At 67.5% G+C, this 14,321-nt stretch carries 18 protein-coding genes; 9 read left to right on the top strand and 9 right to left on the bottom strand.

The annotated features are described in order from the left end of the window. Positions 1-27 precede the first annotated feature (27 nt). From OG474_RS08775 to OG474_RS08760, 4 genes are all read right to left on the bottom strand, one after another. Complete coding sequence (locus OG474_RS08775) at positions 28-540, bottom strand: DUF1707 domain-containing protein (RefSeq protein ID WP_405061728.1); 513 nt, start codon at positions 538-540, stop codon at positions 28-30. Beyond that, positions 537-1,238 (bottom strand): PadR family transcriptional regulator, encoded by a 702-nt coding sequence (locus OG474_RS08770; protein WP_405061727.1) that lies wholly within the window; start codon positions 1,236-1,238, stop codon positions 537-539. The genes OG474_RS08775 and OG474_RS08770 overlap by 4 nt, the downstream gene beginning before the upstream one ends. Before the next feature lie 132 nt (positions 1,239-1,370). Continuing rightward, positions 1,371-2,093: a DUF2993 domain-containing protein gene (locus OG474_RS08765; protein WP_405061726.1), complete on the bottom strand. Its 723-nt coding sequence runs from the start codon at positions 2,091-2,093 to the stop codon at positions 1,371-1,373. Positions 2,094-2,167: 74 nt separating this feature from the next. After that, positions 2,168-3,094: an NAD-dependent epimerase/dehydratase family protein gene (locus OG474_RS08760; RefSeq protein ID WP_405061725.1), complete on the bottom strand. Its 927-nt coding sequence runs from the start codon at positions 3,092-3,094 to the stop codon at positions 2,168-2,170. Positions 3,095-3,186: 92 nt separating this feature from the next. Here OG474_RS08760 and OG474_RS08755 point away from each other — a divergent pair, with 92 nt between their 5' ends. Both OG474_RS08755 and OG474_RS08750 read left to right on the top strand, forming a co-directional pair. Then, on the top strand, positions 3,187-4,215 hold the full coding sequence (locus OG474_RS08755) for a hypothetical protein (protein ID WP_405061724.1): 1,029 nt from the start codon (positions 3,187-3,189) through the stop codon (positions 4,213-4,215). 100 nt (positions 4,216-4,315) lie between these two features. Next, positions 4,316-5,449, top strand: a complete 1,134-nt coding sequence (locus tag OG474_RS08750; RefSeq protein ID WP_405061723.1) for a S1 family peptidase — start codon at positions 4,316-4,318, stop codon at positions 5,447-5,449. A gap of 1 nt (position 5,450) precedes the next feature. On the opposite strand, the gene OG474_RS08745 is transcribed toward OG474_RS08750, so the two are convergent. Together OG474_RS08745 and OG474_RS08740 are read right to left on the bottom strand one after the other, a co-directional pair. Next, positions 5,451-5,720: a hypothetical protein gene (locus OG474_RS08745; RefSeq protein ID WP_405061722.1), complete on the bottom strand. Its 270-nt coding sequence runs from the start codon at positions 5,718-5,720 to the stop codon at positions 5,451-5,453. After that, on the bottom strand, positions 5,713-6,162 hold the full coding sequence (locus tag OG474_RS08740) for a DUF5994 family protein (RefSeq protein WP_405061721.1): 450 nt from the start codon (positions 6,160-6,162) through the stop codon (positions 5,713-5,715). Before OG474_RS08740 ends, OG474_RS08745 begins: the two co-directional genes overlap by 8 nt. Before the next feature lie 202 nt (positions 6,163-6,364). Here OG474_RS08740 and OG474_RS08735 point away from each other — a divergent pair, with 202 nt between their 5' ends. From OG474_RS08735 to OG474_RS08725, 3 genes are read left to right on the top strand one after another with little or no spacing between them, the layout of a single operon-like run. Continuing rightward, positions 6,365-6,952 carry a TetR/AcrR family transcriptional regulator gene (locus tag OG474_RS08735; protein WP_405061720.1) on the top strand — a complete coding sequence of 196 codons (588 nt, stop codon included), beginning with the start codon at positions 6,365-6,367 and terminating at the stop codon, positions 6,950-6,952. Between the two features lies 1 nt (position 6,953). Further along, positions 6,954-7,706: an ABC transporter ATP-binding protein gene (locus OG474_RS08730; RefSeq protein WP_405061719.1), complete on the top strand. Its 753-nt coding sequence runs from the start codon at positions 6,954-6,956 to the stop codon at positions 7,704-7,706. Beyond that, positions 7,691-9,499: a hypothetical protein gene (locus tag OG474_RS08725; RefSeq protein ID WP_405061718.1), complete on the top strand. Its 1,809-nt coding sequence runs from the start codon at positions 7,691-7,693 to the stop codon at positions 9,497-9,499. The genes OG474_RS08730 and OG474_RS08725 overlap by 16 nt, the downstream gene beginning before the upstream one ends. A gap of 2 nt (positions 9,500-9,501) precedes the next feature. Here the strand turns inward: OG474_RS08725 and OG474_RS08720 are convergent, their stop codons facing one another. After that, positions 9,502-9,948 carry a hypothetical protein gene (locus OG474_RS08720; protein ID WP_405061717.1) on the bottom strand — a complete coding sequence of 149 codons (447 nt, stop codon included), beginning with the start codon at positions 9,946-9,948 and terminating at the stop codon, positions 9,502-9,504. A 93-nt stretch (positions 9,949-10,041) separates the two neighbouring features. Between OG474_RS08720 and OG474_RS08715 the strand changes: the two genes are divergently transcribed. Beyond that, positions 10,042-10,491: a hypothetical protein gene (locus OG474_RS08715; RefSeq protein ID WP_405061716.1), complete on the top strand. Its 450-nt coding sequence runs from the start codon at positions 10,042-10,044 to the stop codon at positions 10,489-10,491. 1 nt (position 10,492) lies between these two features. Here OG474_RS08715 and smpB read toward each other — a convergent pair whose 3' ends face one another. After that, positions 10,493-10,981, bottom strand: coding sequence for an SsrA-binding protein SmpB (gene smpB, locus OG474_RS08710; protein ID WP_405061715.1), 489 nt, complete (start codon positions 10,979-10,981; stop codon positions 10,493-10,495). Positions 10,982-11,074: 93 nt separating this feature from the next. On the opposite strand from smpB, the gene OG474_RS08705 reads away from it, so the two are divergent. Next, on the top strand, positions 11,075-11,398 hold the full coding sequence (locus OG474_RS08705) for a hypothetical protein (RefSeq protein ID WP_405061714.1): 324 nt from the start codon (positions 11,075-11,077) through the stop codon (positions 11,396-11,398). 46 nt (positions 11,399-11,444) lie between these two features. On the opposite strand, the gene OG474_RS08700 is transcribed toward OG474_RS08705, so the two are convergent. After that, positions 11,445-12,554 carry an alpha/beta hydrolase family protein gene (locus OG474_RS08700; RefSeq protein WP_405061713.1) on the bottom strand — a complete coding sequence of 370 codons (1,110 nt, stop codon included), beginning with the start codon at positions 12,552-12,554 and terminating at the stop codon, positions 11,445-11,447. Positions 12,555-12,701: 147 nt separating this feature from the next. Here OG474_RS08700 and OG474_RS08695 point away from each other — a divergent pair, with 147 nt between their 5' ends. Beyond that, positions 12,702-13,688, top strand: a complete 987-nt coding sequence (locus OG474_RS08695) for an ArsR/SmtB family transcription factor (RefSeq protein ID WP_405061712.1) — start codon at positions 12,702-12,704, stop codon at positions 13,686-13,688. Positions 13,689-13,770: 82 nt separating this feature from the next. Next, positions 13,771-14,223 (top strand): hypothetical protein, encoded by a 453-nt coding sequence (locus OG474_RS08690; protein ID WP_405061711.1) that lies wholly within the window; start codon positions 13,771-13,773, stop codon positions 14,221-14,223. Positions 14,224-14,321 lie beyond the last annotated feature (98 nt).

Raw genomic sequence — 14,321 nt, 5'->3', positions numbered from 1 at the left:
GTCGGAGCAGTCACGCAGGCTTTGACGTCAGGTGGAGAAATTTCCGCCCGGACCGCGAGGGTGGTGCCGGCGGCGGTGCATGCCGCTGAAGATCGCGACCCAGAACACGCCCCACAACAGCCAGGGCGCGGTCAGCGTGACCGCGGTGACGACCAGGCCGACCATCAGGAACGGCAGCACCAACAGCATCGGCGACGGCCGCACGAACTGCTGCGGGTGCCGACCGGCCCGAGCCACCTGCAGCTCGCCGGTGGCCGGGAGGTCCTCGAACAGCGGCTCCAGCTCATCGACGTACCGCGCTCGCGTCGCCGTCTCGCTGCGTTCCTCGAACTCGTCCTGCGTCAGCCGCCCGGCGACGAAGTGCTCGCCGAGCTGCGCCACCGCCCGGTCCCGCTCCGAGTCACCGATCCGCACCGCGCGACGTTGCGCCCGGGTGCCGCGGTCGTCCCGATCATCGCGACCCGACCGGACCGAGCGCAGCGGGCGGTTCCGCCCGACTGCGTCGTACCACTCGGGGCCTTGCCACTGGGGTGTGCTCATGAGCGGTCTTGCTCGTCGTCTGTGCGGTCGTCGGCGAGGATGCCGTAGAGCTTCCGCCGCAGGTCGGCGACCGCGTCCTTCGCCTGCGCCTGCTGCTCCGGCGTACCGGTCGACATGACCTGCCACATCGCCGTGGCGACCTGGCCGAGCATCGGCTTCAGTCCGTTGTCGTCGGCCTCCGGGGGCGCGCTCATCGCCTCCCAGGGCGCCGCGACCTCGTCGGCGTGCTCGGCGACGTACGCCCGGCCCTCGTCGGTCAGCGTGAACGTCCGTCGCCCGGTCTCGGCGTCGGCCGTCACCAGGCCCTCGTCCTCGAGCTGCTGCAGGGTCGGGTAGATCGAGCCGGGGCTCGGCTTCCACGCGCCGCCGCTGCGCTCAGCGATCTCCTGGATGATCTGGTAGCCGTTCATCGGCGCCTCGGCCAGTACGGCGAGGATCGCGGCCCGGACGTCACCACGCCGCGCCTTCGGCCCACGCCAGCGCGGACCCGGCCCGGCCCACGGCGGCCCGAACTGCCCGCCGCCGAACATGGCGGCCCACGGCGGGCCGCCGAACCCCTGGTGCCCTTGGTGTCCCTGGTGCCCGCGGCGGCCGTTCAGCGCCGTCTGCAGTTCCCGCTTGAGATTCTCGAAGAAGTCGTCACAGTTACGCTCCGCGCCCGCCCAGGGCCAGCCGGCCGCGTATGCCGATCCCGTCATTCCGATCCACCGTCCTTCAAGTAGCGATAGTTCGACGATATATCGCGAACGATCGCTACCCAACCCCTCGGAAGAGTGAAAAAAACCCGCCGTACCCCTAAGGGTGCGACGGGCTTCCGAACGAGCCGACGATCAGGTGCTGAGCTTCAGGTTCGCCGCCGAGGCGATCAGGACGACGGAGCTGCCCTCGACCTCGACGTCCTTGAGGGTCGCGTTGTAGGGGAGCTTCGGCAGCGGGATCCCGCGTGCGAGCCGGACCTTCAGCAGGTCGGCGGCCGCGGCCGGCACGTTGCTGGAGACCTCGTCGACGGCCAGTGCGACCCGGCCGTTCTTCGCCGACGGGGTGACCGCGACATCTGCGGCGAACTCGCCGAGCGTCAGCTTTGCCCGCAGCTTCCCGTCGACGGCCTCCATCTTCAGCCCGCCGAGCCCGGCGCTGCGGGCGGCCAGCTTGGCCACCTCGGCCGGGGACAGCGTCAGCCGGATGTCGGTGGTGTCGACGGTGACGTCGGTGCCGGCGTCACCGGTGATCACGCCCCGCGGGACGTGCACGCCGTTCATCTTCACCTCGAGGTTCTCACCCGGCACCTCGGAGAACGTCGGCTTCGTCATCGTCATCGTGACCGACGAGAACTCCTCCTTCGCCACCTGCGGCAGGAAGCCGAACCCGCCGATCTGGACGGAGGTCTTCTCCGCGGTCAGGTCGTAGCGGGCCGCCTGCTGCTCGGCCATCGACGCCAGCCGATTCTCGGCCGCCCATGCGGCAGCCCGGTCGGCCGCGACCGCGAGCACGCCCAGCACGATCAGCGTGACCACCAGCCGCCGCACCCAGCGACGTGGTTTTCTCGAACTCATCCCAGCCCTTCCGGCTTCGGTGTCCCCGTCGAACCCGCACAGCTTAGGGTGTGCTTCCAAGTGCTCTGCACTAGCTACTGACGCCGGGCCGAGCCATTCGGTTCGATCATCTCCCGTACGGCGTCCGCGACCGAGGCCGGTTCGATGCCAAAGGCAACAATCGCCGGGGTGCTGTCGAGGGTGAACGGGTGACGCCATTGGTACTGCGTCTCGATCGACGCGCGGGCCGTCTTGTCGACGAGTCCGGCCAGCCGCAGGGCGAACTGCGGCATCGACGAGATCCGGGCTGGCGCCGTACCGGCGAGCTCTGCGGTCAGGGCCGCGAGCTCGCGCATCGACAGCGGTTCCGGGCTCGGCACATGCCACGCGCGACCCCATGCGGTCTGGTCGTCGGCTACGGCAATCAGCGTTCGTGCGACATCGCCGACGTACGTCCAGCTGTGCGGCGCGTCCAGATCGGCCGGGACCGAAGCCGCCTTACCTGCAAGGAGTTTCGGCAGGACAAGCACGCTGTACGCCGAGACCGCGCCGACGCCGAGATAGTCCGAACCGCGAACCTCGGCGGTCCGGATTCGCCCAGCCTCGTGCGCTCGCAATGCCTCGGTCCACACCTGCACGCGGACCGCGCCCTTCTCGGAATTCGGCTGCAGCGGCAGGTCCTCCCGGATCGGCCCGTCCACCTGTCCATACCCGTACAGGTTGCCGGTCGTCACAAGCAAGGCTCCGCTGAGCTCCGCCGCCTTCACAAGCCCCGCACCCAACGGCGGCCAGTCAGTGGCCCACTGGTGGTACGCCGGTCCGGCACACGAATAGATCGTCGCAGCGCCCTCGGCAATCCGCGCCAGCCCGTCGCCGTCCGTTGCATCGGCGGCCACACCCTCGACACCGTCCGGAGCGCCACCCCGCCTACTGATGAGCCTCACCTGATCCCCGCGCTCGGTCAGCAACCGCGTCACCGCCGTACCGACCGGACCGCCCCCGACAACCACCTGCAATGCCATCCCGCCAACCTACTGGTGCCGCGGGTCTGTGCTGTTGCCGAGCAGGCGATCACCATGCGTCAATTAGCCTCCGCTCGCTGTGAGGATCCTCAATGGACAGTTTGATTCTGCAGACGGTCATCGGACTTGTCTTCGCGTTTGCTGCCTTCTCGATTCTGGTTTCGGTGTTGACCGAGGCGGTCGCGCGTTACATCGGGCTGCGGGGTGAGTACCTGCTGCGCGGCATCCGGTCGTTGGTCGACGGCAAGAGTGAGTTCGCGTTGAGGTTGCCCGATCTGGTCCGCCGTACGTCGCGGGAGCCGGAGATCAAGGCGGGTGATCCGGTGCAGCCGATGGTGACGCAGATTGTCGAGCAGCCGATGGTGGCGCGGTCGGCCGACAAGGGGGCGGCTCCGGCGAACGCGGGGAACGCCAAGCTGAGTGCGAAGGACCGGCGGAGCCTGCCGTCGTACGTGTCGGGTCGGTCGTTCGCGCGGGCGCTGGTCGGGGTGCTGGTGCCGGACCCGTCCGGTACGACGACGATCGACGAGGTGCGGGTGAAGGTCGACGCGCTCGAAGCGTCGAACCCGCTCAAGCAGCCGCTGCTCGGTCTGCTCGCGGAGGCGGGGGAGGACCTGGCGAAGTTCCGGGCCGGCATCGAGGAGTGGTACGACGACCACATGGCGGCCGTCTCCGGTTGGTACAAGCGTCATGTCCGGTGGATCTCGCTGGCGCTCGCATCGATCGTGGTCGTGCTGTTCAACGTGAACGTTGTCGAGCTGACCCGGTCGCTCTACACCGACGAGGCCCTCCGTGGTGCTGTCGTCGCCCAGGCTACGGTGAACTCGAAGTGCGCCGGGACTCCGGCCGAGTGCCTGGATGACCTCCGTCAGCAGATCCGAGATGCGCGCGCGTCCGGCCTGCCGATCGGCTGGGGTGTCACTGCTACCTGCGCCCTACCGGACGCATCCTGCACCTGGTTCGAACGCCACGGCCTCTCTGGTGTCGGTGCCATCCTGCTCACGCTGGTCGGCTGGCTCCTGATGGCGCTGGCGACGTTGCCCGGGGCCCGTTTCTGGTTCGACGCGCTGTCCCGTTTGGGTTCACTCCGCTCCGGCGGGCCGAAGCCGCAGGCGACCTAAGCCTTTGGTGGTAGTGCATTCACTGCTTCTGCCCGATGCCTACCGCCTGCTCGGATCCCTAGGTTGGCAAGTGTTCTGATCACACGAACCAGGGAGAACGATGAAGCGGATAGCCCTCGTCGGCATACTTGCCGTCGCGGTGGGAGTGCTGGCGACCGGCCCGGCGAACGCGATGACAGGCGGTACGCCGGCTCGCAGCACGGACGCACCATGGATGGTGGGGATCGCCAACGTCGGGGACAAGCCCGGTGAGCCCTATCTGCAGCGGTACCGGTGCGGCGGCGTACTGATCTCGCCGACCCGGGTGCTGACCGCTGCGCACTGTCTGGACTACGCCGCACTCGGGGATGTCGAGTTCCACATCGGGGGGACGTTGCTGAGTGGTGATCCCGGCAAGGTGGTGCGGGCGAAGGGGTTCTCGACGCATCCGGGCTATCGGATGATGCACTCGCCGGTCGACCCGAACAACCCGCAGGCGGATGTCGCCGTCGACGACCTCGCCATCGTGGAGCTGGCCCGGCCGGTACGAGGGGTTCGGCCGTTGCCACTGGCCCGGAAGGCGTTGCAGCCGGGGACTCCGCTCACGGTGTACGGCCACGGCATCACTGCGCCGCCGACGCAGACTACGACGTACAGCGACGCGTTGCTGAAGGCCGGACTGCAGGTGCAGAGCTCGTCAGCGTGCGCGGCTGAGGACAAGTCCGGCGCTGCGGATGATCCGTCGGTGCTGTGCGCACGGTCGGCCGACCCGAGCGGTCCGAGCGCCTGTCCGGGTGACAGTGGCGGTCCGGTGGTGGCGGTCGAGTACGGGCGACCTGTGCTGGCGGGGCTGGTCAGCTCCGGTGGCGAGATCGTCGGCAAGGAGTGTGTGCGGGGGACGATCAACGAGTTCACGAACATCCCCGCGCTGCGCGACTTCGCCGTACAGGCGCATCCGGTCTGGGCGCCTCGGCTTTCAAGCGCTGTGAAGCTGGACGGCACTCCGGCGGTCGGCAAGACGCTGACCTGTTCGGTGCCCAGTTGGCTCAACCCCAAGCCCAGCAAGGCGATCGAGTACGACTGGGTGCACCGCAAGACCGGCAGTGACGACTGGTACTTCGAGATCGATGGAGCCAAGGCGTCGACGTTCACGCTGACCAAGGCTCAGTCCGGGGAGGACGTGCGGTGCATCGTCTTCGCGGAGAACCAAGGCGGGCACACCGAATACCTGTCCGACCCGGTGCCCATCCACTGACCTACGGGAGAGCTAGGCGCAGCCGGAGCTCGTCACGGATGACCGGCGGCACCGGCAGCGCGTAGCCCTCGAGCGCTGTGGTGTAGGCGACGAGTGCCGTGGTGAGGCGGTCGCCGTTGTTGCGTGGACCGCCGCCCGGGGGCCGCGTGCCGCGCCCCAGCCGCTCGGCCACGCGGGCCGACACGACTGCGGCGTACAAGTGGGAGAGATCGTGGTCGGCGTTCGACCGGCGGCTGACGTCGCCTAGCTCGGGACCGCGCAGCTCACTCACTGCTCGCTGCCTTGATACCGGCGAGGACGAACTGTGCCGGGACCTCGTTGTCATCCGCGCTCGCCTGCTCCATCGCCTGCTCGGCGACGTCCTCCGGCGTACCGGGCGGGACCGTCAGGAGATCGAGGCGCCACCCGTACGAATCGCGCATGGCGATCAGCAGGTTCAGCGGCTGCGTCGTGAAGTAGCCCATCGTCACCACGCGACCGGCCACACCCAGCCGGGCCGGATGCGAACTCCAGGACGGCCGGTGCAGCAGCAAGCGGGTGACGATCCCGTCGCCCAGCTCGTCCAGCGCCATGATCAGCCCCGGCAGCTCCGCGACCGGGTCGTCCGACCGCGGCCACCAGGCGCCGTTCAGCGGCAGTTCCTTGTTGGATCCCGCCCGCAACCGCACCCGCGGCGTCGACGGCTGCTGCTCAAACCCTGCTACTCGTGACACTGACTGAAACCCACTCACGACGCGGACATGGACTCGAACCGAACCTTCATGGCGCATCCCTACGGGTGGCCGGACAACCGGCACCTCAAGTGGGATGTCGACGACTCCGGATACCCCCACCTTACGCCCTCCGTCCTATCCCTATCGCCGTCCCGCGAGCCCGCGGATCGACAGTGTTGAAGGTCTGTGTTATTTTCTGAACATGTCTTCAGAAAATGAGACGTTCATTGAGGCGGCCCGGCGGGCTCAGCTGGCGGACTGTGCGGTGGCGGTGATCGGTGAGGTCGGCATCGGCAAGGCGTCGATGGCGCGGATCGCCGAGCGGGCCGGTGTGAGTGTCGGCGTGATCTCCTACCACTTCGGCAACAAGGCGGGCCTGATCGCCGCGGTGATGGCGGAGTCGGCGAAGGCCGCGGTCGCGATGATGGAGCCGCTGATCGTCGCCCAGCCGAGCGCGACGCTCGGGCTCCGGACGCTGATCACGAGCAATCTCGAGTTCATGCGGCAGCAGCCCGAGCGGTTGCGCGCGATGCTCGAGATCATCCGGCACGACGACGGTGTGTACGCCGAGCAGGGGGCGCAGGCCATCGCCGACGTGCAGAAGGTCCTGCACTGGGGACAGCGGACGGGCGAGTTCGGCGACTTCGACACCCGCGTGATGGCGATCTCGCTGCGGGCCGCGATCGACGCCGTACCGGCGATGCTCGGTCGTGCCGAAGACCTCGACCTGACCATGTACGGCGAGGAGCTCGCCGACCTCTTCGAGCGAGCCACCCGGAAGGGGCGCTGACATGCAAGCACTGGAATTGATCGGCCTCGGCAAGACGTTCGGCACGCAACACGCCGTCGCCGATCTCAGCCTGACCGTCCCGCAGGGATCGTTCTTTGGTCTGCTCGGCCCGAACGGCGCCGGCAAGACGACCTCGCTCTCGATGGCCGTCGGCCTCCTCCGCCCGGACTCCGGTACGGCGAAGATCTTCGGCGTCGACGTCTGGGCGAATCCGCTCGAGGCGAAGGCCCTGGTCGGCGTACTGCCGGACGGGCTGGGCCTGCCGGAACGCCTGACCGGCCGCGAGGTGCTCACGTACCTCGGCCTGCTCCGCGGTCTACCGGCAGCTGACGTCAACGCCCGTACGGCGGAGTTGCTCGACGTACTGGAGCTGGCGGACGAGGACGACAAGCAGGTGATCGGCTATTCGACCGGGATGCGTAAGAAGCTCGGTCTGGCCGTCGCGCTCCTGCATGCGCCGCGGCTGCTCGTTCTGGACGAGCCTTTCGAGGCTGTCGACCCGGTGTCGGCGGCGACGATCCGGACCATCCTGAACAGGTTCATCGCCGGCGGTGGGTCAGTGGTGATGTCGAGCCACGTGATGGCGCTGGTCGAGCAGCTGTGCGATCGGGTCGCCGTCGTGACCGCCGGCCAAGTGGTTGCCTCGGGCACCGTCTCCGAGGTGCGGGCCGGTGGCAGTCTGGAGGATGCGTTCGTGGCACTGGTCGGTGCGTCGACGCGGGGTGCGGAGGGGTTGGCATGGCTGTCGCACTGATTTACGCGACCTCGCAGACGCTGGTCCGGATGCGCCTGGCCGCCCTCCGGCACGCAGTGCGCGACAACGCCCGGGTCGCCTTCTTGCTCGGCGGTGCGTTCCTTGGGCTCGTCCTCGCGGGGGCGACGATCTGGGCCGCGGCCAGGGGTGACGTCGACGTGCTCGCCGTTGGTGTGTGGATGCTCGGCTGGATCGTCGGTCCGCTGTTCCTGGGCGGTGGTGACGAGACTCTGAAGGTGGAGTACTTCGCCATGGTGCCGCTGCCGTCGCGCACCCTGGCAGGCGGACTGCTGGCGGCCGCATTGGCCGGTGTGGCGCCAGTGGTGAGTTTGGTCGCGTTGCTGAGCCTGGTGGTGATCGGTGGGCAGCTATCTGTCGCGGCCGCCTTGCTGGCGCTACCTGCGGTGTTGCTGCAACTGCTCTGCTTCGTGCTGGCTTCCAGACTGGCTGTCGGGCTCTATGGCGTGCTCCTGCGCTTCCGTGTCGGCGCTGTGTTCGCAGGACTTGTCAATGCCTTCATCCTCGCCTTCGCCGCCCAAGGCTGGGCATTGATCGCAGCCTTCGTCAGCACGGATGTGAAGGGTGTCATCGCGCATGCGGCGCGACTAGCTCCGTCTGGTTGGGGGTTGGCGGCTGTTGAGGCTGCTGGCCGGGGCGACTGGCTGCAGTCGATCGGTGCGCTGCTTGGGCTCGCACTGTTGAGCGCGGCGATGTTCGTCGTCTGGTCTGCCCTCCTGGTACGGCGGACCACCGCCGGGCGCGTGGGAGTCCGGCCACGGCGGCGACTGGTGGCGACTGATCCTGCCGGAGCCGCGGCCGCGAAGGAACTGCGCTCGTGGACGAGAGACCTGCTCTACGGACACCGCGTCGTCTTCTCGATCGCGTATGGCCTGCTCTTCTGTCTGATGCCGTTGGCGATCGGCTGGAAGGGCATGGTGCCCTGGGCCGGTGCAGTCGGAGTGGTGATGGCCGGTGCCATGTTCGCCAACCTGTACGGCGCGGACGGCAGCGCGTTCTGGCTGACCCTGATGACACCGAGGTCGGCGCGAGTCGACGTGCGGGCGCGGCAACGTGCCTTCCTGCTCGTGCTCTCGCCACCGGCACTCGTGATCACGGTGCTGCTCACCTGGTGGTCAGGTGAATCCGTGTGGCCAGTGGTCCTCAGCGTCGTACCGGCTTTGCTGGGTGGAGCGTCGGGGCTGATCGTCCTCGCCTCGGTGTTCGCCGCCGTACCGACGACCGACGCCCACAAGCGGTCCGGCAACACCCTGGACTCCGGTGAGAACGAGGGCGAGACGATGGGCCTCGTCTACGTGATGCTCGTTCTCGTTGCTCTCACCGGTTCGCCGGCTCTGCTCGTGGCGCTCAACTGGTCGTGGTGGGGGATCCCCACCGGCCTGGCATCCGCCGTACTGGCTTGGTGGGGTTTCGGTCGGCTGGCGGCGACTCGCCTCGAGCGACGTGGCCCTGAGCTGCTTACCCTGCTGCGGCATGGGCGCACCACTGGCCGCCCGACCTCTATGGCCGGCAAGCTGGAGCGGATCCCCCAGTGGCGTCGTACCGTCGCTGGGCTCTGCTTGGGCTTCGGCGCGATCCCGCTCGTGCCGCAGGCCGTCGTACCGGCCATCTTCAAGCTCAACGATGTGAACGCGAAGTCCTGGTTCCTCGCGCTCCACGTCGCGTCGCCTTGGCAATGGCCTGTGATCGCTGTGATGGCTCTGATCGGCCTGAGCATGTACGGCTTCGGAGGTCGCACCTACTGGCGAGCTGCCAAACTCAAGCCACAGGTCTGAGTTCAGCGGTGGTCGAGCGTGCCCAGTGGCCAGCTGGACTCGAGCCAGTCGACCACGGCGGTGTGGAGCGTGCAGTCGAGGTCGGCCCGGTCGGCGCGCACCCAGCTGCGGAGGACAGCGTCGTACTCGGGCTTGCGTGACGGGTAGAGGTAGACGCAGCCGATGACATCGTCGGTGCTGGGGTCGAGCACCGTGTAGGTGAACCCACGGCGGCCGGCGAAGTCATCGGCGTGGCGCTGTAGATCGCCAAGATTCGCCTCCAGCGTCATGCCCTCCGCCGGCGGCCACTTGCCCATCTCCGCGGTCGCATGGATGTGCTCGATGCTTCCGCTCCACGCCGCATGATCCGCGACGTTGTGCTCCGGCCCCAACGGCTCGAGCCGGAACCCCGGCCCGGCGAACTCGGTCGGTACCTCGAAGTCATCGGGAACCAGCGCGCTCTCAGCCATGCCGGCCAGCCTAATGCGTGCAGTCATCGCCGAGTCAGCGCAATTTCATCGCGACCGGTGACCATGTGATCACTCTCGATGAAGGGATTCGACATGGCACGCAAACTCGTCGCCAGCCTCCTCACCACAGCCTGCTTGCTCGCTGGGCTCACCACTCCCGCTGAGGCTGTCGCCCCTGGCATCCAGGCGGAGGTCAACGCGATCCTCGCCGACGGTCCGGGCGGGCGGCAGATCTCGCCGGACACAGTTCAGTACGACGGCTACACGGTCACCGCGCGAACCGTCGGTGCGAAGTTGGCCGCCTGTCGCTACGGCCACCTCTGCGTCTACACACCGAGCCGGACCTTCGACTACTACCAGTGCGACATCTACCCCGTGACGGGCTACACCGGGAACGGCAGCTACGTGAACAACCAGACTTCGGGGACGATGACGACGTTCCTGCGCTCGAACTACTCGATCTACATCGCGTCGATCGCCTACAGCTCGGGCAACGCGAACTGGGATCCGGTCTACTACGTCAACGTCTGCCCGCGGAGCTGAGTCAGTCCGGGCGGCCCTTCAGCCGGCGGCTCACCGCGCGCTCGGCCTCCCGGTTCGCCTCGCGTTCGGCGAGGACGTGGCGCTTGTCCCAGGTCTTCTTGCCGCGGGCCAAGGCGATCTCGACCTTGGCCCGGCCGTCCTTGAAGTAGAGGGTGACCGGGACGATCGTCAGCCCGCTCTCGTTGACCTTGCGCTCGATCTTGTCGATCTGGGCACGGTGCAGCAGCAGCTTCCGCTTGCGGCGGGAGCCGCCTTCGAACCAGCGGGCCTGGGAGTACTGCGGGATGTGGACGCCGTGCAGCCAGATCTCGGAGTCCTCGATCTGGGCGAAGCCGCCGACCAGCGACGCCCGCCCGGCCCGCAGACCCTTCACTTCCATGCCCTGCAACACGATCCCGGCCTCCCAGGACTCGCCCAGCTCGTACTCGTGCGCGGCCTTGCGGTTGCGCGCGACCACCGGGTCGGTCTCGGGCTTCTTCACACCCTTCATTCTGCCTCGATCGCCGGGCCGTGGCGGTTTGGACCCGGTTGTTACGCTGGGTGATTCCCTCCTAGCCGACAATGACTGAAGGGTTTCTCCCTCATGGGCATCTTCGACTCTCTCAAGGACAAGGCCACCGAGCTCCTCTCCGGAGCCACCGACAAGGTCACCGAGGCCACCGGTATCGACCTGTCCGGCGCCACCGACAAGCTCGCCGAAACCACCGGCATCGACGTCAGCGGCGTCACCGACCAGGCCAACCAGGCCACCGAAGGCCTGACCGAAGCAGCCCAAGGCCACGCCGATGCAGCCCAGGACCACGCCAACACCTTCGGCGACCAGGTCACCGAGGCCACCGGCATCGACCTCCCGACCGAAGGTCTCACCGACCAGGCCAACCAGGCCACCGACAAGCTCGGCGGCTGACGGTTGCGATCCGCTCCCGCCGCTAGCGGGAGCGGATCGACGGGACTCAGAACCAGAAGTCGGCTTCCGGGTTTTCTGGGCTGGGCCCGTTGAGCACCGGGCGTGCTTGGTCCTTGAGGTGCTGGTCGAAGAATGACCGGACGTAGGTGCGGGTCAGGGCGAGACCGCGGGCGCCGTCGAGGCCGCCTGGGTCGGACAGGCCGAGCTGGTCGGTCAGGACCGTGAGGTCGGTGAAGCTGGCGTGGTCGGACTTCTTGAAGGTGATCCAGCGCTTCCAGCCGGCGAGCTTCGGGTAGTCCCGGTCCCAGGACGGCTCGTGTCCGCCGGGGACGTGACCTTCACCGTTGCCCAGCAGCATGAACGGCCGGTTGAAGCCGGTCGCCGGGATCGGCGCGAAGAACGTGCCGTCCATGTTGATGCCGGCCAGCACGCGGCGATCGCTCAGCATCACCTGCGATGCCGAGTTGCCGCCGATCGAGTGACCGGCCATGCCGATCCGCTTCGGGTCGATCATCCGGGGAGCCGGCGTCCAGGCAGGGTCCGGTCCGATCAACCGGTCGATCACGAACTTGACGTCAGCCGTTCGGACCTGCGTGATGTGCGCGCTGTCCGCCGTACCGCAGGCGACACAAGTAGTGACGTGCCCATCGGGGAACTCGGTGCCGTAGGACTCGTAGTTGTGACCGATCAAGGCGACCACGTAACCGTGGCTGGCCAGATCCTCGGCCAGACCGGTCAGTGTCGAGCGCGTGTAACTGAAGCCGGGCGACAAGACGATCAGCGGGCGTTGTCCCGCCAAGTAGGGCGCATTCACCCGCGCCTTGCTCTTCGTCCCCGCGAGCACCTCCGCCGGGATCGTCGTAGCGCCAAGCCAGTCGAGGAACAGCCGGGACTCACCAGTGGTCATGTACTGCCGCGGCGCACCGAGCGCCCGCAAAGCGGGGTAGAACATCGACACCATCAACTCGCGCGGCCCGGACTCGGGCACCCACGGGTCAAGTCGGGACTGGTCGACCATGTGCAAGGTCACCGTCCCGACGACGGGGTTGCCGGTCGGATCCGGGATGGTCAACGAAGTAGAGGCAGAAGCGGGCGTTGCGACCAGCAGCGCGCCCAGTACGGCGAGGCCGGTCAGTAAGGCTCGAAACTTGTGCATGCCAGCGAGGCTAGGTAGCCACCCACCCCCACCAACACGACCAAAAAGGCAGCCCTTCGGCCTGGTTCGTGCGCCCAGCCACAGGCACCGGGGTTGACGCCGACCTTAGGATCCCGAGTGGGGAAGTGCCGTCGGCTGGGGGTCGCGATGAGCTTGCGCATTCATTTCACGGTGGCCGACCTGTGCAACGTGCGGGTCGCCGACGGTCCGCATCCACTCTGGGAGCTGGTGCTCGGCATCAACACCCTGCAGCAACGCGAGCTGCCGCCGCGATTCTGGGGCTGGCGGGACAGGGTCCGGCGCAGTGCCGCCGCTGGTACGGCGGACATCCTGAAGGCCGCGTGTTCCGTCGTACCGGCTGCGGGCAACCTCCCGGATTTCATCACGCCGTCGGTCGACGAGCTCGAGGCGCAGGCGCATTTCGACGCGATGCTCGAGCTCCCGAAGCCTGTGCTGCAAGCCGATCTGGCGCGCACCTACCGCCGGCTCGACCGTCCTCCTCGGTGGGCACACAGTCTGCACGGCAGGGGCCGGCCGGACGGGGTGATCCGGGTACTGCGGCAGAGTCGCTCGATCGTCCTCGAGGAAACGGTCTGGGCCGACGTACGACGGGAAGTCGAGGCGGCTCGACATCGCTATGCGGCGCAGCTGCTGACCGGTGGCATCGACGTCCTCCTCCGCAGTCTGCACTCATCGATCCGTTGGGACTGGCCTGTCCTCGAAGCCTCGTACCCGTTCGAGGTCGACCTCCGGCTGGAGGGGAGAGGCCTGCTCATCGTTCCCTCCTATTTCAGCCACGGTCACCCGATCACGCTGATCGAGAGCGGTGAACGCCCGACCCTGGTCTGCCCGGCACTTCCGGATCTGGGTGGTCTCTCCGCCGACCCGCGCGGCGACGACCTCAAGAGCCTCGGCACGCTGATCGGCCGAACCCGCGCCGAACTGCTCGCAGCAGTCACCATCGCCGCCTCCACGAGTCAGCTCGCCGAGCGCCTGCACATCTCGGCGGCTGTCGTCAGCCAGCACACCAAAGCGTTGCGCGAGGCCGGACTGATCTCCACCACGCGCCGCGGCCAGACGGTCCGGCACACCATCACTCCGTTGGGTCGTGCGGTGCTTTTAAGGAATAGCTAAAAAGTCATAGCGGAAGTCTTCCCGGTTCTACGATCGGTGCCGTCGCCCCGCATCGAGAAGGGAAATTCCCAGAATGTTCCATATGAAAATAGCCAAAAGCATCGCGGTAATTGCCGCCCTCACCGTCGGTCTCGCCGTGACCCCGACGACGGCGCAGGCCGTCGACCCGGAGCCCACCACCTCGCCGGGCCCAGCCGCCCGAATCCGCGTCCAGGAATTAAGCGCATCCCAATGCTCTTCCGGATACCTGTGCGCCTACGTCGAAAGCAACAGTGATCACCTGCACGGTTGGTGGCTGTTCAAGTACACGCGCTGCGGAATTGTCAACCTGAACAATTGGCACGACCAACTCTCCGGCTACGACAGCTTCGTGATCGACGACCAGACCGGCGGCGTCACCACCACCCTGTACTCCGGCTACAACGGAACCGGAACAGTCCTCCAAAGAATCACCCCCCGCGCCGGCCAACGCCAAGACGTCCTCTACGGCGGCGGCCGCGGCTGGAACCCCGTGAACTCGATCCGAGTCTGCTGACCCCGAACCTGACACCTCGGTTGAACTCCGGACCCTCGAGTGGTACCGTTTTTGGTACAACTAGGATCCAGTGCTGACGCCCGAGACGTCACCAACTG

The sequence above is a fragment of the Kribbella sp. NBC_01505 genome (genome assembly GCF_045040285.1).
GTDB lineage: Bacteria > Actinomycetota > Actinomycetes > Propionibacteriales > Kribbellaceae > Kribbella.
Note: the sequence above shows the minus strand (reverse complement) of the source record. Positions and strands in the feature narration are given on the sequence as shown.